The organism is Burkholderia singularis, assembly GCF_900176645.1.
Taxonomy (GTDB): Bacteria; Pseudomonadota; Gammaproteobacteria; order Burkholderiales; family Burkholderiaceae; genus Burkholderia; species Burkholderia singularis.
Window position 1 is genome coordinate 24,667 of the sequence record NZ_FXAN01000064.1, and the last position, 23,010, is coordinate 47,676.

The window sequence follows — 23,010 nt, forward strand, 5'->3', positions numbered from 1 at the left end:
GTAAAGAGCGTCGCGGGCCCCGTGCAACATAATTTTCGAATTATGAGATTATTTTTCTTAATGTGAAATAATGCTGCACCGCACCCGCCGCACGGGCACCGAAAGCGGATCGCGCGCCGCTATTTCCGCTTTCGGTTCAACCTGTCTTTCGTGCCCTTTGGGCGATACGCGCTGAGCTACAATCCAGCCATGTTGACCGATCGGCTTCTCGCACGCTCGGCGCGACCGTCGCGTTCGCCGGCCGAGTCGCAGCCGTCCCGCTGGCACCATGGACCATGGTGGTCCAACTCTTATCTGCTGACGCCGCTGCTGTCGATTCTCGTTTTCCTCGTCGTGATGAGCCTCATCCTATGGAGCCTCAATCGCCGCGAGCAGCAGCAGCAGGAAGACACGCTGTATCGCAACGTCGCGTGGGCGCAGCAGCAGATCCGCCTGTCGATGACGAGCGCGCAGGAACAGTTGCAGGCGTTCGCGCGCGACATCGCCGCGGGCCGTGTCGACGAGCACGCGTTCCAGGCAACGGTCGGCGACGTGCTGCAGGCGCATCCGGAAATCCTCTATCTGAACTGGTACACCGCGCCCGGCGCGAAACGCTGGCCCGCGATGCAGCTCCCCCTGCTCGGCCAGCGGCTCGCGAGGCCGAACGACACGCAGATGGACGAAATCGTGCGCGGCGCGTTCGGCGCGGCGCGCAACACCCGCCGGCAAACGTACTCCGCCCTCGTCTACGACGATTTCGGCTACGGCTACCTGACGCTGCAAACGCCCGTGATCCGCGAGCGTGACTATCTCGGCTCGATTGCCGCGGTGTTCTCGGTCGAAGGCATCCTGAAGCACGACATCCCGCCGGAGCTGTCCGCGAAATACAAGATTTCCATCGTCGATGCGAACAGCCGCGAACTCGCGTCGACGTCGTCGCGCCCGCGCCTGCCGCGCGACGCGCACTACGACCTGCCGCTGGACCCGCCCGGCCAGGGCCTGACGGTGCGCGTCTATGCGTACCCGCAAACGACGAACCTGACCAACAATACGCTCGTCTGGCTGGTTGCCGGCCTGTCCTGCTTCGTGCTCTGGAGCCTATGGAGCCTTTGGAAGCACACGCGCCAGCGCTTCGAGGCGCAGCAGGCGCTGTATGCGGAGGCGTTCTTTCGCCGCGCGATGGAAAATTCGGTGCTGATCGGCATGCGCGTGCTCGACATGCACGGCCGGATCACGCACGTGAACCCCGCGTTCTGCCGGATGACCGGCTGGGACGAGAACGATCTCGTCGGCAAGATCGCACCGTTTCCGTACTGGCCGCGCGACGCGTACCCGGAAATGCAGCGCCAGCTCGACATGACGCTGCGCGGCAAGGCGCCCAGCTCGGGCTTCGAGCTGCGCGTGCGCCGCAAGGACGGCTCGCTGTTCCACGCACGCCTTTACGTATCGCCGCTCATCGACAGTTCGGGCCGGCAAACGGGCTGGATGTCGTCGATGACGGACATCACCGAGCCCAAGCGCGCGCGCGAGGAGTTGGCCGCCGCGCACGAGCGCTTCACGACGGTGCTCGAAAGCCTGGATGCGGCCGTGTCGGTGCTCGCCGCCGACGAGGCGGAGCTGCTGTTCGCGAACCGCTATTACCGGCACTTGTTCGGCATCCGCCCGGACGGCCACCTCGAATTGTCGGGCGGCGGTTTCGACAGCGCACAGGCGTCGTCGGATTCGATCGACCTGGTCGACACCTATGCGGGCCTGCCCGCCGCCGCGCTGACCGAAAGCGCGGCCGATGCGCAGGAAGTCTACGTCGAGAGCATCCAGAAATGGTTTGAAGTGCGCCGCCAGTACATTCAGTGGGTCGACGGCCATCTTGCGCAAATGCAGATCGCCACCGACATCACGAGCCGCAAGAAAGCGCAGGAACTGGCGCACCAGCAGGAGGAGAAGCTGCAGTTCACCAGCCGGCTGATGACGATGGGCGAAATGGCGTCGTCGATCGCGCATGAGCTGAACCAGCCGCTCGCCGCGATCAACAACTACTGCTCGGGCACGCTCGCGCTCGTGAAAAGCGGCCGCGCGACGCCCGAGACGCTCGCGCCCGCGCTCGAGAAGACCGCGCAGCAGGCGCTGCGCGCGGGGATGATCGTCAAGCGGATCCGCGAGTTCGTCAAACGCAGCGAGCCGAAGCGGCAGCCGTCGCGCGTCGTCGACATCGTTGCCGACGCGGTGGGCCTTGCCGAAATCGAAGCGAGAAAACGCCGGATCCGGATCGTCACCGAAATCCGCGCGAGAATGCCTATTATTTATGTCGATCCGGTGCTGATCGAGCAGGTGCTCGTGAACCTGCTGAAGAACGCGGCCGAAGCGATGCAGGAAGTCAAGCTGGCGAGCGCGGACGGCGTGATCCGCATCGTCGCCGATCTCGAAGCGGGCTTCGTCGACATCCGCGTGATCGACCAGGGCCCAGGCGTCGACGAAGCGTCCGCCGAGCGCCTGTTCGAACCGTTCTACAGCACCAAATCGGACGGCATGGGCATGGGGCTCAATATTTGCCGATCGATCATCGAATCGCACCGCGGACGCCTGTGGGTGGTCAACAACGTCGAGCCGGACGGCAGCATATCCGGCGCCACGTTCCACTGCAGCCTGCCGATTGGAGAACCGGAGGATCCCGGCCACGGGTCCGAGACCTCGCCAACACAAACCGTAACGGGAGAGATATGAATAGCCCTGTCACCACCTCTCAGGAAACCGTCTTTGTCGTCGACGACGACGAGGCCGTGCGGGACTCGCTGCGATGGCTACTGGAGGCAAACGGCTATCGCGTGCAATGCTTCTCGAGTGCCGAGCAGTTTCTCGACGCATACCAGCCCGCGCAACAGGCGGGGCAGATCGCGTGCCTGATCCTCGACGTGCGGATGTCCGGCATGAGCGGCCTGGAGCTGCAGGAGCGGCTGATCGCCGAGAACGCGGCGCTGCCGATCATCTTCGTGACCGGCCACGGCGACGTGCCGATGGCGGTGTCGACGATGAAAAAAGGCGCGATGGACTTTATCGAGAAACCGTTCGACGAGGCCGAACTGCGCAAGCTCGTCGAGCGCATGCTCGACAAGGCGAGAAGCGAAAGCAAGAGCGTGCAGGAGCAGCGCGCGGCGAGCGAACGCCTGTCGAAGCTGACCGCGCGCGAACAGCAGGTGCTCGAGCGGATCATTGCCGGGCGCCTGAACAAGCAGATCGCGGACGATCTCGGCATCAGCATCAAGACGGTCGAGGCGCATCGCGCGAACATCATGGAAAAGCTCAACGTCAACACGGTCGCTGATCTGCTGCGGCTCGCGCTGTCGAAGAAGCAGGCGTAACGCGCATGCCGCCGCGGCCGGCCGGGTTTGCCGGGCGCGCCGCCGCCGGCTGAACGCTCGTTTCGCGTCGCCGGATTCACCCGCGCTGCGCCGTACCGGTCCTGGGCCCTGATCGCCCAATTGCCTTCGCTGGTCGCGCCGCGCGCCGGTTCCGTCGTTCGGGCCATTTTCATCATTCCATCGCGCCCACCCTTCCGTCACCTTCCTCGTTTGCGCGCCGCTCACGATTGCAAGCCGGCTTGCAGCCGCCTCCCGTCGTTTTCATTATTGTTTTTAAGCGCGCGCCGAGCGCTCGGCGGCAAGCCCAGGCGTCGCGCCCACTTCGGACGGCAACGGCCGAGCGGTATAATCCGTCGCTTCTTCGCAGCGCTTGTTCGCGCCGCACCCCGCCTTCCACCTTGCCAAGCGAATTTTCACCATGACAGCCACCCTAATCGACGGCAACGCCCTTTCGAAGACCCTGCGCGCGCAAGCGGCCGAGCGCGCCGCCGCGCTCGCCGCGCGCGGCCATCAGCCGGGCCTTGCGGTGATTCTCGTCGGCAACAACCCGGCGAGCGAGGTCTACGTGCGCAACAAGATCAAGGCGTGCGAAGACAACGGCTTTTTCTCCGTGAAAGACCGCTATCCGGCCACGCTCGCCGAAGCGGACCTGCTAGCTCGCATCGACGAATTGAACCGCGACCCGCGCATCCACGGAATCCTCGTGCAATTGCCGCTGCCGGCCCACATCGACAGCCACAAGGTGATCGAAGCCATCGCGCCGGAGAAGGACGTCGACGGCTTTCACGTCGCGAACGCCGGCGCGCTGATGACAGGCAAGCCGCTCTTTCGCCCGTGCACGCCGTATGGCGTGATGAAGATGCTCGAGGCGCGCGGCATCTCGCTCGTCGGCGCGAATGCGGTCGTGATCGGCCGCTCGAACATCGTCGGCAAGCCGATGGCGCTACTGCTGCTCGAAGCCGGCGCGACCGTCACGATCTGCCACAGCAAGACGCGCGAGCTTGCCGCGCACACGCGCAACGCCGACGTGATCGTCGCGGCGGTCGGCAAGCGCAATGTGTTGACGGCCGACATGGTGAAACCCGGCGCGACCGTGATCGACGTCGGGATGAACCGCGATGACGCAGGCAAGCTGTGCGGCGACGTCGATTTCGCGGGAGTCGCGCAGGTGGCGGGCCACATTACGCCAGTGCCGGGCGGCGTCGGCCCGATGACGATCACGATGTTGCTCATCAATACGCTCGAATCGGCCGAGCGCGCGGCGCACGCGGCTTGACGGCCGGACATGGCGGCAGTTCTGTGGTTCCGGGGTTCTGCTGCATGATGGCGCAAACGCATGAATACGCGACGGCGCAACGATGAAGGCGTCGATCCGCGCCGATCGATGCCGCCGCGCCCGCCAATGCACGATGCCGTCGGCGTCCGCTCGTGGAGCGACACGGTTCGATGGACGCCGACAGCCTAATCCGTCCGCTCGGCACGACTGCGCACCGCTCGCGGCAGTCGTCCCGGCTTCGACAAATCGTCATCCAACCCCGGTGCCGCAACGCGCGGCGCCGCATATTTCCCGCATCGGCCGAATGCGAGACGCAGGCCGTTCGCCCCACCCTCCGACACTGCGGTGCCCGGCGCGCGCCGCCTTCGGGCGGCCCGTTATCCGGCCGCTGCGCTCCCGCCCCAATCGTTTCATTAGAAACTTCCGATTGGAAACCGCGCGACGCGCCCCAATAATGTCGATATGACGCCGGCGGGCGGCACGCGGTATGCCGCCCGTCTTTCACCTACTTCGCAACCGCCAGGGAACCCTATGTCCGTCAGCGTTCATGCCAACCCGCTTCTCGATTTCTCCGGTCTGCCCCGTTTCGGCGAAATTCGTCCGGAACACGTGACGCCCGCGCTCGACACGCTGCTCGCCAACGCAAACGACGCCGTTGCGCGCGCGGCGCATCCCGACACGCCCGCGACCTGGGCCGACATCATCGACGCGCTCGAGCGCACGACCGAGCCGCTCAGCCGTGCGTGGGGCATCGTCGGCCATCTGACTGCGGTGGCCGATACGCCCGAGCTGCGCGCGGCGCATGCCGAAAATCTGCCGCGCGTGACCGAATTCTGGTCGAGCGTCGGCCAGAATCTCGCGCTCTACGAAAAATACAAGGCGATCGCCGCAAGCGCCGAGTACGCGACGCTGTCGGCCGAACGCAAAAAGATTCTCGACAATGCGCTGCGCGATTTCCGTCTGTCGGGCGCCGAATTGCCCGAAGACCAGAAGCCGCGCTTCGCGCAGTTGCAAGAGCAGCAGGCGGCGCTGTCGAAGGCGTTCTCCGATCACGTGCTCGACGCGACGAACGCCTACGCGTATTACGCGCAAAGCGAGGACGAACTCGCCGGCCTGCCGGCCGATGCGATCGCCGCTGCGCGCGAAGCCGCGCAAAAGGAAAACCACGCGGGCTGGAAATTCACACTGCACTTTCCGTCGTACTTCCCGGTGCTGCAATACGCGGAAAACCGCGCGCTGCGCGAAACCCTCTATCGCGCCTACGTGACGCGCGCGTCCGAACTCGGCCCGCAGTACGGCGGCGGTAAGATCGAATGGGACAACACGGCGATCGTCGCGGACCAACTCAAGCTGCGCCGCGAAGAAGCGCAGATGCTCGGTTACCACGATTTCGCCGAAGTATCGCTCGCGCCGAAAATGGCGGAATCGCCGCAGCAAGTGATCGCGTTCCTTGAAGATCTCGCCAAGCGCGCGCGCCCCTATGCGGAAAAAGACTGGGACGAACTGCGCGCGTTCGCCGCAAGCGAGCTGGGTCTGGCCACGCTCGATCCGTGGGACGTTGCGTATGCGGCGGAAAAACTGCGCGAGCAACGCTATGCGTTTTCCGAAAACGAGGTGAAGCAGTACTTCCCCGAGCCGGCGGTGTTGAAGGGGTTGTTCACGGTCGCACAGACGCTGTTCGGCGTGCGGATCGTGCGTGACGAAGCGCCCGTGTGGCACGACGACGTGCGCTTTTTCCGCGTCGAAAATCGCGACGGCTCGCTCGTCGCGCAGTTCTATCTCGACTTGTACGCGCGCGAAGGCAAGCGCGGCGGCGCGTGGATGGACGACGCGCGCTCACGCGCGAAGCGCGGCGACGGCAGCGTGCAGACGCCCGTCGCCTATTTGAACTGCAACTTCTCCGCGCCGATCGGCGACAAGCCCGCATGCTTCACGCACGACGAGGTGATCACGCTGTTCCACGAGTTCGGCCACGGGCTGCATCACATGCTGACACGCGTCGACGAGATCGGCGTGTCGGGAATCAACGGCGTCGAATGGGATGCGGTCGAGCTGCCGTCGCAGTTCATGGAGAACTTCTGCTGGGAATGGGATGTGCTGAAATCGATGTCGTCGCACGTCGATTCGAACGAGCCGCTGCCGCGCGCGCTGTTCGACAAAATGCTCGCCGCGAAGAATTTCCAAAGCGGCCTCGGCACGCTGCGCCAGATCGTGTTCTCGATGTTCGACATGCTGCTGCATGTCGATTTCGATCCGCAGAGCGGCGGCGCCGCAACGGCGAACGTCAACGATTTCGCGCGCGCCATCAACGAGCGCTTCCACGTGATCCCGCAGGCATCGTTCTCGCGCTGGCCGAACACGTTCAGCCATATCTTCGCGGGCGGCTACGCGGCAGGTTACTACAGCTACAAGTGGGCGGAGGTGCTGTCCGCCGACGCCTACGCGGCGTTCGAGGAAGCCGCGCGCACGGCGGGCAGCGTGCTCGACGCGGCGACGGGCGCACGCTATCGGCACGAAATCCTCGAAGTGGGCGGCAGTCGCCCGGCGATGGAATCGTTCAAGGCGTTCCGCGGACGCGAGCCGCGCATTGACGCGCTGCTGCGCCACAACGGGATGGCCGACGCCGGCTCGGCACACGCGTAAGCGCGCGGCATCGCCCGCGTGCGGTGCGCGACGACGCCTTCGCTTTAAGCCGTTCGCGCGTGAAACAGGCGGCAACCTGCATTCGCGGGTTGCCGCTTTTTTTGTTTATCACGCCGGGCTCGCAGTGCCGTTGCCATCGGCGGCACCGCCGGACGCCGTGCAATCGTCGATTGCTCCACCGGCGCGCGGATCGTCATCGAACAATGCAATCTGCCCATGCCGCTCGGCCGTGTCCTCGTCGACCCGCACGCCGACACCAAGCAGCCGCACCGGCTGCCTGCGCCGCGCGAGCCCTTTTTCGAGCAATGCGACCGCGGTGTCCGGATCGGTCGCATCGGCCACGCATTCGACCGTCGTGCGCTGAAAATCCGCGAAACGGATCTTCACATACAGCTTTCTGATCGAACGTGCCGCCCCTGCCCGTTCGATGCGCACGTCGAGTTGCGCCGTCAGCCGGCGAATCTCGGCCGCACATTGCTCGAGCGTGGCGAGATCCTGCACGTAGGTCGTCTCGACGCTGACGGATTTGCGCTCCTGATCCGCGCGCACCGGCCGTTCGTCGATGCCGCGCGCAAGCTCGTAAAGCCGGCGGCCGAACGCGCCGAACTCGCGATGCAGATCGAACAGCGACCATGCGCGCAGTTGCCCGCAAGTGCCGATACCGAGCTTGTCGAGCCGCGCGGCCGTCACCTTGCCGACGCCATGCAGCTTGCGCACCGGCAACGCGGCGACGAACGCATCGACTTCATGCGGCCGCACGACGAAAAGGCCGTCGGGCTTGTTCCAGTCGGACGCGATCTTCGCGACGAACTTGTTCGGCGCGACGCCAGCCGACACCGTGACGCCGACCGTCTCGCGCACGCGCTCGCGGATCTCGTGCGCGATCAGCGTCGCGCTGCCGCGACAGCGTGTGGCGCGGCTCACGTCGAGATACGCCTCGTCGAGCGACAGTGGTTCGACATCCGGCGTGTAATCGCGATAGATCGCCATGATGAGCCTTGATGCCGCGCGATACTTGTCCATTGCGGGCGGCAGAATCAACAGGTCGGGGCACTTGCGCATCGCAAGCGCCGACGACATCGCCGAATGCACGCCATAGCGCCGCGCGTCGTAATTGCAGGTGGCAATCACGCCGCGCTGGTCGGGCCGGCCGCCGACCGCGAGCGGATGGCCGCGCAACGACGGATCGTCGCGCATCTCGACCGACGCATAAAAGCAGTCGCAATCGCAATGGATGATTTTGCGCACGAACGCACACGCGCCGCTCGATGGCGGTGGCGGCACGTCGGGAGGGAGCGGCGGCTTATCCAAGATGCCGATACTGTACAAAAACACAGTGCGCGTTTCAACTGTGCGGCTCGGGGCGAAGCATGCGTACCGATGCCGCGCGCCGCGCGACGACTGCGCACGGCGCGCCGAAGAACAGGTTGTTCTGCGATGGATCGATTCGAACGCGCAGCGCGCCATGCGTAAAGCGCGCAGACAAGAACACAGCGCGATGATGCGACGTAACGGGAGACGCGCCAGAAGAAGAGGATCGCGAAAGGCGAGTGCGGCGCATGTGAATACAAACAAAAAAGCCCGGCATTAGCCGGGCTTTTTGGCGAATCGCGCATCGGTCACATACGCGGGATTTTTTCGCCGTATTTGGTTGCGGGGGTAGGATTTGAACCTACGACCTTCGGGTTATGAGCCCGACGAGCTGCCAGACTGCTCCACCCCGCGTCAGAGAAAAGAGATTATATGGGGTTTATGAGGATGAGTCAAACTTCCATTCAATTTATTTCCATGAGACCGTCGCGCGGCGAGCTGAAACCACCGTAACACAACCGGAACAAGCCGATATCGGCCGCCATCGTCCCTGTGTTAGGATCATCCGGGGACAGGTCACCCCCCTAACCTCTTCGACGACAAGGACGAGGACAACGTGGAGCATTCCGCCAGCCGTGCCAGACTGATTCGGATTCGTGAACTGCTCGATGCGGGAGCAATCAGCTTCAGCTTCGAGGCGCTGCTCGAATATCACTATCGCAAGTGGGTCAAGCAAGGAGACACGGTCATCGACATCGGCGCGCATGTCGGCCGGCATCTCGGGCCGCTCGCCGAATGCATCGGGCCGAACGGCCGCGCGCTCGGCTTCGAGCCGTTGCCGTTCGCATACGAAGCGCTGACCCAACGATTCGCCGCGACACCCAACGTCCAATTATTCAATCTTGCGTTGAGCAATATCCCCGGCACCGCGTCGTTTTCCTATGCGCAAGGCACGCCGGAGGAAAGCGGCTTGCGCCAGCGCCAGTTCAATCAGCCCGAAGCCGCCAACCCCACGCAAATCGAAGTCACCGTCAGCACACTCGATGCGCACACGTCCGCGCTCGAATCGCTGTCGTTCGTGAAGATCGATATCGAAGGCGGCGAAATCGACTGCCTGCGCGGCGCGCAAGTCACGCTGGGGCGCTTTCGCCCGGTCGTGTCGGTCGAGTACGGCTTGCCGACGTACAGCGCCTACGGCAACACCGCCGAAACGCTGTTCGACTTCGCGCAACAGCACGGCTACACGCTATACAGCATCTTCCTCACGCCGTTCGAAACGCGCGACGATTGGAAGTTCGGCTGCGACTACGTGTGCTGGGATTACTTCATGGTGCCGACCGAAAAGCGCGGCGAATTCGACCATGCGATGGCCGGGAACGCGGCCGCGCTCGCAAGCATCGGCGCGCCCGTCTGATTGAGCGACGCAATGGCAGGCCGGCCGCGACGCATGCCGGCCTGGCCGCTCCCCTGCCGCAGCACGCCCGCGGAGAAACCTTCCCGGCGCTTTTTCGATGGCCGTCGACAAGATGACGGCATGACGCGCACCGCCGCCCTCTGCTGAACGCCGCGCCGGCTGCCACACGCAGCCGGCGCGGCTGCTCGATCGCGCATTACTTCCAGAGCGTGCGGCCCCAGAACGTCAACGAGCGGTCCCACGCCAGTTGCGCCCATACGGGATCGTACTGCGTGATTGCGATCCGGTTCGGCCCGAGCGCCGTCTCGTTCGCGAACGCGTGATGCGCGTGATAGCGATGAAACGTGAAATCGACGTTGGCTTCGCGCAGCTTCGCTTCGAGCGCATCGACGGTTGCGATCGGAAAAGCCGCGTCCTGCGTGGCCCAGTGGCCGAGCACCGGCACGCGGATCTTCGTTGCGTCGATGTAGTCGAGCGGCGGGAAGCCGTACCAGACCACGCCGGCCGATACGTCCGGAATCTGGGACAGCGCGAGCAGGGTCAGCGCGCCGCCCATGCAGTAGCCCGTCACGCCGACGCGCGCCGCATGCTGTTTCAGATAGGACACCGCGCCGCGAATGTCCTGGCTCGTCGCGTCGCCGAAGTCGAGTGCATTCATCAAGTGATGAGCCTCCTCTTCTTCGACTGTCGCCTTGCCGCGATAGAGATCGGGAACGAGCGCGAAATAACCGGCGCGTGCGAGCCTGTCCGCGACGCCGCGAATCTGGTCATTCAAGCCCCACCATTCCTGAATGACGACGATCGCGGGCGCGCCTTCGGCCTGCTCCGGCCGAGCAAGATAGCCGTTCACGGTCTGGCCGTCCGGCCGCTGAAAGGTAATCGTGGATCCGAGCGTTTGTGTCATCGTGTGGTCCTCAGCCATATGAGCCGTCTAGCATAGCGCACGCTTCGCGGCGCTGCTCGGTGTTCGAGCCGATGCGACGGCACGAGCGGCGCATGTACCAACCGTCGCTTCCCGGCGGCTGCGCGCGATGCACGCGCGCGCTGCACAGAGATGGCCGGCGCCGCTTCGCCACTCTCTGAGTTCGCCCGTTGCCCGATTTCATCCGGCGCGCCGATCAACGCTTGGCCATCGGGAATGTCGGCCGCACGGCGGCCGCGTTGCTGTCTTTCGCGCCCATGGCGTTCGCTCGCTTCCCTATTGCTCGATCGCTTTCAATCGTCAGCTTCCTTTTTTGAATAGAACCTAAGGGCTTTCGAGCAGCGCACTTGTCACTCATCGCTTGACTGAACCGCCATGAGCGTTCGGCGGCAGGACAAATTCCGCCCGCGCCCATTCTCCGCGCGCGAGTAGACCGGCGCCCCCCTTCTCGCGCCGCCTGCGGCGGCGCTTCATCGCATTGCCAATGCCGAGCCCATTCGGCTGGCCGTGTACTCGCCATATCCGGCGCAAATCACAGCCTGCGTTGCCGCCGGACCGCTCAGGTATGCGTCGACGAAGCGCTACCGGCTCGTCCCCGCTGGTAAACTCCCGCTCATCAAGATCGGCCCGCGCGCCAGAGCGGCATCACGGCCGAAAGCCGCGACGCACTTTTGTTGTGCTCCAACCACAGCGGATGAGATGGGTAGCCAGGTGGACAGCCGGACGATTCCTGCAGCCGCCCACCACCCGCAAACACCCGCCACATAAGGCGATGACGAATTAATGAAGATTGCCACCTGGAACGTCAATTCATTGAACGTGCGCAAGCAGCATGTCCTCGACTGGCTCGCGCAGAGCGGCGCCGACGTGCTCTGCCTGCAGGAACTGAAGATTCCCGACGAGAAGTTTCCGGTCGCTGAACTCGAGGCGGCCGGCTACCGAAGCTGGTTCGCCGGCCAAAAGACGTACAACGGCGTCGCGATTCTCGCGCGCACGAGCCTGCCGTTCGATGAAACGAACGTCGTTCGCAACATTCCCGGATTCGACGATCCGCAGCAGCGCCTGATTGCCGCAACGATCGACGGCGTGCGCATCGTCTGCGCCTATTTTCCGAACGGCCAGGCGCTCGACTCCGACAAATTCGTCTACAAGATGCAGTGGCTCGACGCGCTGCAGACGTGGCTCAAAGACGAACTCGTGCGCTACCCGAAGCTCGCGCTGCTGGGCGATTACAACATCGCGCCCGAAGATCGCGACGTGCATGATCCCGCGAAATGGGAAGGCCAGAATCTCGTATCGCCGCAGGAGCGCGCGCATTTCGCGCAGCTCGTCGGGCTCGGCCTCGTCGACGCGTTCCGGCGCTTCGAGCAGCCGGACAAAACCTTTACGTGGTGGGACTACCGAATGCTCGCTTTCCGCCGCAACGCGGGTTTGAGGATCGACCATATCCTGTTGTCGAGCGCGCTCGCCGATACCTGCACGGGCTGCACAGTCGACCGCGAGCCGCGCAAATGGGATCAGCCGTCCGACCACACACCGGTCGTCGCTCAGATCGGGTAGCGCGGCACGATGCGGCCGGGGCACGCGGATGCCCCGGCCCGTTTCGGGCCGAATGCGCGAGCGTTCGGAACACGCCCGGATCGCCGGGCGAGCCGCGCGCACCCGTTCAGACGCATGCTATCCCCCGCCGCCGTCGCAACCGGCGCCAACGCCCGGCTCAACCGCATCACGACTCCAGATGCAACTCCTGAATCTTGCGCGTGATCGTATTGCGGCCGATGCCCAGCCGCTCTGCCGCCTCGACCTTGCGACCGCGCGTGAAATCAAGCGCCTCGCGAATCACCGCGGCCTCGAAGCGGCGCGCAAGCGCGTCCATCACATCGGCGGAATTCTCGCGCAACAAGCGGGCGACCTCGGTACGCAGCCCATGTTCCCATAACGGATAGACGGCGACTGGCGGCGCGTTGTTCGCGACGGCGGCAACGCCCGCGACGGCGGCCGGCGGCACGACAGCCGGGCGGCCGCCACCAGCGTGCACGTCGCCGCCCGAGGCGGCTTCGTGCGCGCCCGCGCCGGCCGCCGCGACCTGCGTTGCGACGAGATCGGGCGGCAGATCCTTGATCTCGATCGTCTGCGCGGGCGCCATCACCGTCAGCCAGTTTGCGAGATTCTCGAGCTGCCGCACGTTGCCGGGAAACGGCAGCGAGCTCAGATAGGCGAGTGCCTCGTCCGATACCCGCTTGGGCTCGACGCCCAGTTCGCGTGCGCTCTTTTGCAGAAAGTGGCGCGTAAGAAGCGCGATGTCTTCGCTGCGCTCGCGCAGCGCCGGCAACCGCAAACGGATCACGTTGAGCCGGTGATACAGATCCTCGCGGAACAATCCCTGCCGCACGCGCGCCTCGAGATTCTGGTGAGTCGCCGCGATGACCCGCACGTTCGCGCGCAACGGGCTATGACCGCCGACGCGATAGAACTGCCCGTCCGACAGCACGCGCAACAGCCGGGTCTGAAGATCGAACGGCATGTCGCCGATTTCGTCGAGAAAGAGCGTGCCGTTCTCCGCCTGCTCGAAGCGCCCCTGACGCGTGGTCTGCGCGCCGGTGAACGCGCCGCGCTCGTGGCCGAACAGTTCGGATTCGAGCAGATCCTTCGGAATCGCAGCCGTGTTGAGCGCGATGAACGGGCCGTTCGCGCGCGGGCTGTGCCGATGCAGCGCACGCGCGACGAGTTCCTTGCCGGTCCCCGATTCGCCCGTGATCAGCACCGTCGCCACCGAATGCGACAGCCGGCCGATCGCGCGGAACATATCCTGCATCGCACTCGCCTGGCCGAGCATCTCGGGCGCATCGGCGAGCCGGTCGTCGTCGGGCGCGCCGCCGCGCAGGCTCTCGTCGACTGCACGGCGGATCAGCTCCACCGCCTTGTCGACGTCGAACGGTTTCGCCAGATACTCGAACGCGCCGCCTTGAAACGCGGCAACCGCACTGTCGAGATCCGAGAACGCGGTCATGATGATGACGGGCAGCCCCGGCAGGCGCTCATGCATCGCCTGCAACAGCTCGAGCCCCGAGCCGCCCGGCATCCGGATATCGGATACGAGCACCTGCGGCGTTTCATGATCGAGCGCGGCAAGCGCGTCGCGCACGTTCGCAAAGCTCCTCGTCGCGAAGCTCTCGCGCGCGAGCGCTTTTTCGAGCACCCAGCGGATCGATTGGTCGTCGTCTACTATCCAGATCGGCTTCATAGTCGGTCAGAGGTATGGAGAATCACTGCGCCGCCGCTCACGAATCGAGCGGCAGCAAAATCTGAAATTCGGTGCGGCCCGGCCGGCTGTCCACTTCGATCATCCCGTCGTGCTGCTGGATGAACGTTTGCGCGAGCGTGAGACCGAGCCCGCTGCCCTCCTCGCGCCCCGACACGAGCGGATAGAAGATCCGGTCGCGGATGTCGTCGGGAATGCCCGGGCCGTTGTCGGTCACGCGCAAATCGAGCGCAAGCTTGTACAGACGCTTGGCGATCGTGACCTTGCGCGCGACGCGCGTGCGCAACTCGATCCTCGCGTCGCCCTGCGCGATACGCTCACGCAACGCCTGCGCCGCATTGCGCACGACGTTCAGGAGCGCCTGGATCAACTGCTCCTTGTCGCCGCGCAGGTCTGGCACGCTGACGTCGTAGTCGCGCTCGATCGTGAGCCCGCGCGGAAACTCCGCGAGCATCACCGCGCGCACCCGCTCGCACACCTCGTGGATGTTCACGTCGCCGACGATGTGCGGATGACGGTGCGGCTCGAGCAGACGGTCGACGAGCGTCTGCAGCCGGTCCGATTCCTTGATGATGACCTGCGTGTACTCGCGCAGCTCGCCGCGCTCGCGCTCGCCAAGCTCGAATTCGAGCAGTTGCGCGGCGCCGCGAATGCCGCCGAGCGGATTTTTGATTTCGTGCGCGAGATTGCGGATCAACTGCTTGTTGACGGCCGTGAGATCGTGAATCCGTTCCTCGCGATCCGTGCGCGACTGCCGCTCGTTTTCGAACAGTTCGACGAGCACGTAGTCCGGCGCCCCCTCGAGAAAACCGACGATCGCGTGCACATGCAACGGTTCGCGGCCGGGGCGGTCGAGCACGGTGTCGAGATGGGTCGCATGGAAGCGCTCCTCGCCGATCGCGGTGATCGTCGTCGCCAGCTCGTTCGCGTTCGGAAAAATCTCGCCCCACGGCATCTGCGACAGTTGCCGCCGCGAGATGTCGAGCATCGCCTCTGCCGACGGATTCGCAAATGCAATCTTGAGCGTGCGCCGGTCGAGCACGAGCACGACCGTGGGCAACGCTTCGAGCCCGGTCAATAGCCCGGAGCGCGCCAGCCGGTCATCGTCCGACAAGCGCTCCGAGTGGCCAGCCCTGGCCTTGATCAGATTCTTCAGAACCATCTTGCGTGGATGCCGTGTCAAAAACCGCCATGACGGGCGGAACAAAAAGGGGACGGCGTCCCGCCGTCCCCTCAAGGTCCGAAGCCTTCGCGCGCACCTGCCGCGCGAAGGCCGGTCGGCGCCGCGGCGCTTCGCCCGCCGACGAAACGAAGCGCCATCGCCGCTTACAGCGAGTAGTACATCTCGAACTCGATCGGATGCGTCGTCATGCGGAAGCGCTGCAACTCGCCTTCCTTCAGTTCGAGGTACGCATCGATCATGCCGTCGGTGAACACGCCGCCGCGCGTGAGGAACTCACGATCCTTGTCGAGCGCATCGAGCGCCTGGTCGAGACCGGCGCAGACGGTCGGGATCTTCGCGTCTTCTTCCGGCGGCAAATCGTACAGATTCTTGTCGGCGGCTTCGCCCGGATGAATCTTGTTCTGCACGCCGTCGAGGCCCGCCATCATCAGCGCCGAAAACGCGAGGTACGGGTTGGCCATCGGGTCCGGGAAACGCGTTTCGATGCGGCGGCCCTTCGGATTGGACACGTGCGGAATGCGAATCGACGCCGAGCGGTTGCGCGCCGAGTACGCGAGCTTCACGGGCGCCTCGAAGTGCGGCACGAGACGCTTGTACGAATTGGTCGTCGGGTTCGTGATCGCGTTCAGCGCGCGCGCGTGCTTGATGATGCCGCCGATATAGAACAGCGCGAATTCGGACAGGCCGGCATAGCCGTTGCCCGCGAACAGGTTCTGGCCGTCCTTCCAGATCGACTGGTGCACGTGCATGCCCGAGCCGTTGTCGCCGACGACGGGCTTCGGCATGAACGTCGCCGTCTTGCCATACGTGTGCGCGACGTTGTGGACAATGTACTTCAGTTGCTGAGTCCAGTCCGCACGCTGCACGAGCGTCGCGAATTTCGTACCGATCTCGTTTTGACCCTGGCCCGCGACCTCATGGTGATGCACTTCGACCGGAATACCGATCTGCTCGAGCAACAGGCACATTTCCGAGCGCATATCCTGGAACGTGTCGACGGGCGCGACCGGGAAATAGCCGCCCTTGGTGCCCGGACGGTGGCCGGTGTTGCCGCCTTCGAATTCCTTGCCCGACGACCACGGCGCTTCTTCCGAGCCGATCTTGACGAAGCAGCCCGACATGTCCGTGTTCCACTGGACCGAGTCGAAAATGAAGAATTCCGGCTCCGGGCCGAAGAACGCGGTGTCGCCCAGGCCCGTGCTCTTCAGGTACGCTTCGGCGCGCTTGGCGAGCGAACGCGGATCGCGCTCGTAGCCCTTGCCGTCGGCAGGCTCGACGACATCGCAGGTCAGAACGAGCGTCGACTCTTCATAGAACGGATCGACGAAAGCCGTGTTCGGATCGGGAACGAGCAACATGTCCGACGCCTCGATGCCCTTCCAGCCGGCGATCGACGAGCCGTCGAACGCGTGGCCGCTTTCGAACTTGTCCTCCTCGAAAGCCGACACCGGCACCGAAACGTGTTGTTCCTTGCCGCGCGTGTCCGTGAAGCGGAAATCGACGAACTTGACGTCCTCGTCCTTCACGAGCTGCATGACGTCGGCGACGGTTTTACTCATAACCTCTTCTCCTGATTGAACAAATCCGGCGGACTGGGACCGCCTCGTTAAGCGAGCTGCTTGGGCGCAGCGTTCTTTGCCGCGTACAACCGATCCATCCCGATAAAGCAGCTTTCATGCCATATATGCGCCAGAGCGGCGCGAATTGTGTCTTGCCGCGCGCGGCCTGGGCATCGGCGCGCTTTTTCGGGGCTTGGATGCAGGCCGATGCTCCCGATATCGCACATGAATTGTGCGCACCCGCCAACCCCACCAATTGAAATCACCGTCCAGGTGCAAAAGAGCAATTCTGCACCGAATTGGTGATTTCCGGGGCCGTCAAAGTGGATGGACCGACGAGCCATTCAGATTACGATTTGCTCTCCCATCATCAATTGCGCGGCACGCTAGAATGATTTTTTGATCTGCAGGAGACCTCCCGCCATGAGCACACTAGAACAGCTTTATGCCCAGGCCGACGCGCGCCGCACGCAAGGCGGCCTGACCTATGCCGGCGCGCTGTCGCCCGCCGAATCCTTCGAATTGCTGCAACTCGATCCGAACGCGCGTCTCGTCGACGTGCGCACCCGCGCGGAACTCGATTGGGTTGGCCGGCCCCTCGTCGGCGACGGCCAGTATGCGCATATCGAATGGACCCGCTATCCGGGCGGCGTGCCCAATCCGGAATTCATCGACCAATTGCGCTCGATCGTGCGCGCCGACCAGCCCGTGCTATTCCTGTGCCGCAGCGCCGCGCGCTCGAAGCTCGCCGCGATTGCCGCCGCGCAGGCCGGCTTCGCGAAGGCCTACGATCTGCTCGAAGGATTCGAAGGCACGAAGGATTCGCAAGGACATCGCAAGACAGTCGACGGCTGGTGCCACCGCGGCCTACCGTGGATCGGCGCATGATGCGCAGCCGCCCATCATCGTCCGGTCAGCCGATGACACGACGATGACGCGCACCGGGCGAGCGGCCCGACAGGGCCGCGCATCCAGCGTCTCAGGATTCGATATGGGGCTCCACGATATCGCCGCCAAGCAGATGCACCCCTTCGCGCAGCTTGACAAACGCAGCCGCCACCGCCTCCGGCTCGCCCTTCACGCCGAGATCGATATGCCGGCGCGCGTAGATGCCGCCGCGCTCCGCGTCGCCGACACTCGGCAGGCTGAACACCCGCACGCCGGGAAAATCGCGTTCGATCTTCTCCATCAGCGGCGTGAGCGTCGATTCCGGCAACTCGAACACGTAAAGCGAGCGCTCCGCGTGGGGCGTTGCATGGTGCAGATGCGCGTACTTCGTATCGAGCACCCACTCGATCATCGGCCATGCCATCACCGGAAAGCCCGGCACGAAATGATGGTCGCCGACCGAGAAGCCCGGAATCTTGTTGTAGCCGTTCGGAATGATCGACGCGCCTTGCGGAAACACGCCCATGTTCAGCCGGTGGAGATTCTCGGGCGACTCGAAATCGACGCTCGTGGCAGGATCGGTATGCATCTCGCGGATGCGCGCTTGAATCAGCGTCTTGGCATCCGGATGCAACGCGAGCGGCACGCGCAGCGCCGCGGCCGCGCATTGGCGCGTATGGTCGTCGGGCGTCGCGCCGATGCCGCCCGTCGAGAATACGATGTCGCCCGATGCGAACGTGCGCTCGAGCGTCGCGGTGATCCGCGCGGGATCGTCGCCGACATACTCGGCCCAGCCGAGCGTCAGCCCGCGCGCGCGAAGCAGTTCGATCACCTTGGCTAGGTGCTTGTCCTGGCGACGCCCGGACAGGATTTCGTCGCCGATGATAAGGATGCCGATTGTCATGCGCGCCTCGTCAATTCATTCGAAGTCGCCGCCGACGCTGCCGCATTGGCGAGCGCCGCGCGCTGATCCTCCAGCGCGCGCAGGCAATAGAAGCCGAACCACAGCGCCGAGAACACCAGGATGAACGCGTAGACCCAGATCATCGCAGCGGCGACGAACGGAAACAACACCATCATCCAGATCGACGACACCCAGACGAACGTCGGCACCGTGCCGAGCAGTCCGCATGCGATGCCGATGCCAAGCAGCGGCCAGCGGTGCGTGCGCATCAGCGCGCGGCGCTCGTCGCGGCTCGCGTGCGACGCGAGCGCATCGTAGCTCATCACGCGATAGGTGAGCCAGCCGAAGATCACGGGCGGCAGCAGCGCGAAAAACGGCGGAATCAGCCACAGCGGCACCGTGACGACCAACACGACGAGGCTGGCCAGCGCCGCGCCGAGCGAATTGAATACGCTGCCGAACCAGGTGCCGCCGCGCTTCATCTCGAGTGTCGCGAACGAGCGCTTCGACAGGTGATTGACCACGGCGGGCATCGACAGCGTCGCGATCAGCAGCAGCACCGTCAGCGCGATCAGCGGAATCGCGAGCGACACGACGACGAACGGCGCGACGACCGCATGCAACTGCGACGCACCGATTGCATTGAAGAATTTGTAGAGCAGCGCCGTCAACGCGAAGCCGTCGAGCGCCGTGCGCGCGGCGTCGACGAGCGGCTGCCAGGTGAACCAGAGCACGACGCCCCAGACCACGGCGGCCACGATGAAGGGCACGAAGGTAAGCCAGAGCATGCGCGGATGCAGCGCACCCGCGAGCGCCCGGCCGAAGGAGCGCAGCAGATCGTTCATGCGGAAAGAATCATCGAGCGGGAAATAGGGAAAGCCAGCCAAGGATAAACCACGCGGCTTTCGCGCGGCAAAACGGCGCAAACCTGAACCGCGTAGGCTCGATCACGCATGCGGCAAACGGGGCAGCCGCCGGAAGGCCTCGGCGGCAGACCGAGCGGCCCGCCGTCGCCCCGCCGCTTACGCCGACGCCGCGCCCCGCTTCTTGGGCGCGAGCCGCTTCGCGATCCGCACGAACGCGAGCCCGTGCTGCGACCAGAAGCCGTCGCCATACGACACGCCCTCGTACTGCTCGCGGATGCCGGTCGGCTCGACCGTGCGGCTCCACGATGCCGTGCCAAACATCATGTCCCACCACGGAAACAGCACGCCGAAGTTGCAACCGTACTTCGTGCCTTCGTGCCCATAGCCGACCGCATGATGGCGACGATGGAACATCGGGCTGACGAGCAGCCGCTCGCCGAGCCGACCGAACGGCAGCCGTGCGTTCGTATGCTGGATGCTTTGCACGAAATTCGTCACCGCCGTCAGCACGACGAACTGCGACGGCGGCACGCCGATCACCAGCGCGATGGCCGCGAAAAAGCCTGCCTGGATCACGTCGTCGAGCAGGTGGTTGCGATCGTCGCACCACAGCGACATCTGCCGCTGGCTGTGATGAACCGCGTGCAGTTCCCACCAGATGCCAAAGCGATGCTGCCAGCGGTGATACCAATAACCGGCGAAATCGAGCACGATCAGATAGATCGCGAATGCGACGATCGGCTGCGACGTCACGCCCGGCCACAGGTAATCCAGATTGACATTGGCGATGCCGAAGAAGCGCAGCCATGCCTGGAAATGGTCGAACAGCGGCTGGAATGCGAAGAAGAAGCCCAGATTGAAGATGCCGAGCTTCGCGATCAACGTGTAGATCACGTCGACGCGCGCCTCCTTGCGGTTCGTCCAGCGCTCGACGGGACGCAACGCCTCGAGCGGGCGCAGCAGCGCATACATCGCGACCACCTCCAGCGCGCCGACGATCACCCAGTAGAGCGCATCGTAGGTGTCCTCGTCGTAGCCCATCAGGTCGAACTTGAACAGCAGCGGCTGCACGACGTCGATATACAGCCAGGTCTGCAGGTTCGACACGAAACCGTCGAGCGCGGCGGCGATCATGTGGAACATCGCAAGCTCCCGCCGCCCGTCACGCGCCGTTCGGCGCCGTCCACGGCGCGCGGTCGTAGAAATAGATCCCGTGCGGCGAGCGGCCGACCGAGATCGTCTGGATGAGCTTGCGGGTCGGCAGATCGATGATGCCGACCTTTTTCGCGAAGCGGAACGTGACCCACAGCGTCTTCTTGTCGGCGGCAAGCTCCATGTCGTCCGGGCCCGGCAGCAGGCCGGTGATATCGCCGACGTTGGTCAGCGTGTTCTCGTCGATGATGCTGATCGTGTTCGCGACGCGGTTCGTCACGGCGACGTGCGTGCCGTCGGCGAGCGAGCGGAAATTGTGCGCGCCTTTGCCAGTCGGAATCGTTTTCACGACCTTCTGGTTGCGCCAGTCGACCACCGCGACGTAATCGGCGCCGGTCATTCCGACGAGCGCATATTGGTCGCCGGGCGTGAGCCAAATGCCCGCGGGCACCTTGCCGACCTTCATCTTCCATTTGACGGTCTGCGTCGGCAGATCAATCGCCGCGAGCTCGCCCGACACCTGCAACGACACCAGCACCGTCTTGCTGTCCTTCGTGAACGCGAGGTGACTCGGCATCACCTCGAGCGGCAAGCGCTTGACGAGCTTCAGATCGCGCCCGTCGTAGCCGTAAATATCGACACGATCGAGCCGCAACCCCGCCGCGACGAACCACTTGCGGTCCGGCGAGAAACCGAGTTGATACGGATCTTCGATATTCTCGACGGTGCGCTGCAGCTTGCCCGTCTTCGGATCGAGGAACATCAGGCTGTTCGACACCGAATTCGCGACGATCAGCGACGAACTGTCCGGCGTCGCCATCAAGTGGTGCGGCTCCTTGCCGGTCGGCATCGTGCCGATGACCTGACGGCTGTTCTGGTCGATCAGCGACAGCGTCGCCTCGGCCGAATTCAGCACGATGACATTGTTGGCGAAAGCGGCGGCGGGCGCCAGAAAGGCAGCGGCGAGCGCGGCGGCGCGCCCGAAGGACAGGAAAGTGCGCATGAAGACTCACGTCGTGGGACAGCCGTCATTGTAGAACGTTTGGGCCGGCCGACGGTTGACCTGTCGCGCCCCTGCGGGGTCCAGCGAACGCAACGCGGGCGGCCATCGCCCCGCCCGCTGCCTGCTGCCCCTGCTGCCCCTGCTGCCCGCTCGCGCGAGACGCCGGGGCAGTGGCTTCGGGCGGCAATGGGCGTCATGATCGAGAAAAACCCGCGGGTGCATTCTGCCGCGGCGCACTGCCGCCTCGGAAAGCGGCTTGTCCGCTTGTCCGCGCCCCGGGCGAAACCGGGCCGCGGCGCACCCCGCGCGGCCAAGCGCCAAGCAATGCGCGTTAGCGCTGCATCGACTCCCACACCTTGTGGAGACGCTTGACCGACACCGGCATCGGCGTGCGCAATTCCTGTGCGAACAGCGAAATGCGCAATTCCTCGAGCAGCCAGCGGAACTCGGCGAGCCGAGCGTCGGCCACGCCGCCGCGCTGCGCGAGCGCGCGCTGGTAATGCTGGGCGAGCGGCGCTAGCTCGGCGAGCTGGCGCGCGTCGCGCGCGGGATCGGCCTTCAACTTGTCGATCCGCAACGCGATGCCCTTCAGATAGCGCGGAAAATGCGCGAGCTGCCCATAGGGCGTATCGACGGCAAAACGCTTGCCGACCAGTGCGGCGAGCTGCCCCTGCATGTCCGCATGGGCAGCCGCGAACGGCTTGGCCTGCGCGAGCTTCTTCGCGAGCCCCGCGTACTCGGCGAGGATCTGCCCGACGAGCCGCGCGATCTCCTGCGCAAGCAGGCTCAAGCGGCCTCGGCCCTCGTCGCGGCGCGCGTGGAAGCTCGCGTCGTCGTCCGGCAGCGGCTCCTGCAGGCACGCACGATCGAGCGCGAGCGCGATCAACTGGTCACGCAGTTCGTCTTGCGTGCCGAGCGCGATGAACTGCATCGCCATTTCGCGCAGGCCGGGCAGGTTTTTTTCCAGATATTTGATCGGCTCCTTCAATTGGAGCGCGAACAGCCGCCGCAGCCCCGCGCGATGAATCCGCGCCGCCTCGTCCGGGGAATCGAATACCTCGACATCGCAATGCGCGCCCCGGTCGACGAGCGCCGGATAGCCGAACAGCGTCTCGCCCCGCCGGCGGATTTCGAGCAATTCCGGCAGCTTGCCGAAATTCCAGGTCGTCAGGTTTTCGTAGAGTGCGGTCGCGCCGGCGTCGGCCCCGGCCGCGCCGCGCGCACCGCCGCCCGCCGCGCCCTTGCTACGTGCCGCGCGGTCCGCCGCACCGTCGCCGCCGGCTGCCGTTGCG

18 protein-coding genes and 1 tRNA gene are annotated in these 23,010 nt (G+C 64.7%); 7 read left to right on the forward strand and 12 right to left on the reverse strand.

The genetic code is table 11. From position 1 onward, the window contains the following. Positions 1–57 precede the first annotated feature (57 nt). Positions 58–270, reverse strand: a complete 213-nt coding sequence (locus BSIN_RS26785; RefSeq protein WP_089340986.1) for a hypothetical protein — start codon at positions 268–270, stop codon at positions 58–60. Between BSIN_RS26785 and fixL the strand changes: the two genes are divergently transcribed. The 4 genes from fixL (at position 190) to BSIN_RS14250 (ending at position 7,254) form a co-directional block, all read left to right on the forward strand. After that, positions 190–2,700, forward strand: coding sequence for an oxygen sensor histidine kinase FixL (fixL, locus tag BSIN_RS14235; protein WP_059516508.1), 2,511 nt, complete (start codon positions 190–192; stop codon positions 2,698–2,700). The two genes, BSIN_RS26785 and fixL, sit on opposite strands and share 81 nt — an antisense overlap. Continuing rightward, positions 2,697–3,335, forward strand: coding sequence for an oxygen response regulator transcription factor FixJ (fixJ, locus tag BSIN_RS14240; RefSeq protein ID WP_006025940.1), 639 nt, complete (start codon positions 2,697–2,699; stop codon positions 3,333–3,335). Before fixL ends, fixJ begins: the two co-directional genes overlap by 4 nt. Before the next feature lie 418 nt (positions 3,336–3,753). Further along, on the forward strand, positions 3,754–4,611 hold the full coding sequence (gene folD, locus BSIN_RS14245) for a bifunctional methylenetetrahydrofolate dehydrogenase/methenyltetrahydrofolate cyclohydrolase FolD (protein ID WP_089340987.1): 858 nt from the start codon (positions 3,754–3,756) through the stop codon (positions 4,609–4,611). Between the two features lie 531 nt (positions 4,612–5,142). After that, entirely contained in the window at positions 5,143–7,254 is a 2,112-nt protein-coding gene (locus tag BSIN_RS14250; protein ID WP_089340988.1) for a M3 family metallopeptidase, read from the forward strand. 108 nt (positions 7,255–7,362) lie between these two features. Here BSIN_RS14250 and dinB read toward each other — a convergent pair whose 3' ends face one another. Both dinB and BSIN_RS14260 read right to left on the reverse strand, forming a co-directional pair. Continuing rightward, the gene (dinB, locus tag BSIN_RS14255; protein ID WP_256583804.1) at positions 7,363–8,565 is read right to left on the reverse strand and encodes a DNA polymerase IV; all 1,203 of its coding nucleotides are present in this window, start codon (positions 8,563–8,565) and stop codon (positions 7,363–7,365) included. Positions 8,566–8,902: 337 nt separating this feature from the next. Beyond that, positions 8,903–8,979: transfer RNA gene (locus BSIN_RS14260), tRNA-Met, on the reverse strand. A 202-nt stretch (positions 8,980–9,181) separates the two neighbouring features. On the opposite strand from BSIN_RS14260, the gene BSIN_RS14265 reads away from it, so the two are divergent. Further along, positions 9,182–9,979 (forward strand): FkbM family methyltransferase, encoded by a 798-nt coding sequence (locus BSIN_RS14265; RefSeq protein ID WP_256583805.1) that lies wholly within the window; start codon positions 9,182–9,184, stop codon positions 9,977–9,979. 196 nt (positions 9,980–10,175) lie between these two features. On the opposite strand, the gene BSIN_RS14270 is transcribed toward BSIN_RS14265, so the two are convergent. Beyond that, positions 10,176–10,883 carry a dienelactone hydrolase family protein gene (locus BSIN_RS14270; RefSeq protein ID WP_059516858.1) on the reverse strand — a complete coding sequence of 236 codons (708 nt, stop codon included), beginning with the start codon at positions 10,881–10,883 and terminating at the stop codon, positions 10,176–10,178. Between the two features lie 801 nt (positions 10,884–11,684). Between BSIN_RS14270 and xth the strand changes: the two genes are divergently transcribed. Then, positions 11,685–12,461 carry an exodeoxyribonuclease III gene (xth, locus tag BSIN_RS14275; RefSeq protein WP_089340989.1) on the forward strand — a complete coding sequence of 259 codons (777 nt, stop codon included), beginning with the start codon at positions 11,685–11,687 and terminating at the stop codon, positions 12,459–12,461. 166 nt (positions 12,462–12,627) lie between these two features. Here the strand turns inward: xth and ntrC are convergent, their stop codons facing one another. From ntrC to glnA, 3 genes are all read right to left on the reverse strand, one after another. Then, on the reverse strand, positions 12,628–14,145 hold the full coding sequence (ntrC, locus tag BSIN_RS14280; RefSeq protein ID WP_089340990.1) for a nitrogen regulation protein NR(I): 1,518 nt from the start codon (positions 14,143–14,145) through the stop codon (positions 12,628–12,630). Positions 14,146–14,182: 37 nt separating this feature from the next. Beyond that, positions 14,183–15,325: a nitrogen regulation protein NR(II) gene (gene glnL, locus BSIN_RS14285; protein ID WP_069234132.1), complete on the reverse strand. Its 1,143-nt coding sequence runs from the start codon at positions 15,323–15,325 to the stop codon at positions 14,183–14,185. A gap of 164 nt (positions 15,326–15,489) precedes the next feature. Continuing rightward, complete coding sequence (glnA, locus tag BSIN_RS14290) at positions 15,490–16,905, reverse strand: type I glutamate--ammonia ligase (protein WP_089340997.1); 1,416 nt, start codon at positions 16,903–16,905, stop codon at positions 15,490–15,492. 423 nt (positions 16,906–17,328) lie between these two features. Here glnA and BSIN_RS14295 point away from each other — a divergent pair, with 423 nt between their 5' ends. Beyond that, complete coding sequence (locus BSIN_RS14295; protein ID WP_089340991.1) at positions 17,329–17,793, forward strand: rhodanese-like domain-containing protein; 465 nt, start codon at positions 17,329–17,331, stop codon at positions 17,791–17,793. A gap of 91 nt (positions 17,794–17,884) precedes the next feature. Here BSIN_RS14295 and BSIN_RS14300 read toward each other — a convergent pair whose 3' ends face one another. From BSIN_RS14300 to BSIN_RS14320, 5 genes are all read right to left on the reverse strand, one after another. Beyond that, the gene (locus BSIN_RS14300; RefSeq protein WP_089340992.1) at positions 17,885–18,697 is read right to left on the reverse strand and encodes a competence/damage-inducible protein A; all 813 of its coding nucleotides are present in this window, start codon (positions 18,695–18,697) and stop codon (positions 17,885–17,887) included. Continuing rightward, positions 18,694–19,542, reverse strand: coding sequence for an EI24 domain-containing protein (locus BSIN_RS14305; protein ID WP_089340993.1), 849 nt, complete (start codon positions 19,540–19,542; stop codon positions 18,694–18,696). The genes BSIN_RS14300 and BSIN_RS14305 overlap by 4 nt, the downstream gene beginning before the upstream one ends. Before the next feature lie 177 nt (positions 19,543–19,719). Continuing rightward, positions 19,720–20,706, reverse strand: a complete 987-nt coding sequence (locus BSIN_RS14310) for a sterol desaturase family protein (RefSeq protein WP_069234129.1) — start codon at positions 20,704–20,706, stop codon at positions 19,720–19,722. Positions 20,707–20,725: 19 nt separating this feature from the next. Beyond that, complete coding sequence (locus tag BSIN_RS14315) at positions 20,726–21,718, reverse strand: YVTN family beta-propeller repeat protein (protein WP_089340994.1); 993 nt, start codon at positions 21,716–21,718, stop codon at positions 20,726–20,728. Between the two features lie 331 nt (positions 21,719–22,049). Further along, positions 22,050–23,010 (reverse strand): DUF3418 domain-containing protein (locus BSIN_RS14320; protein WP_143757448.1); only part of this gene is annotated, 961 nt, incomplete at its 5' end.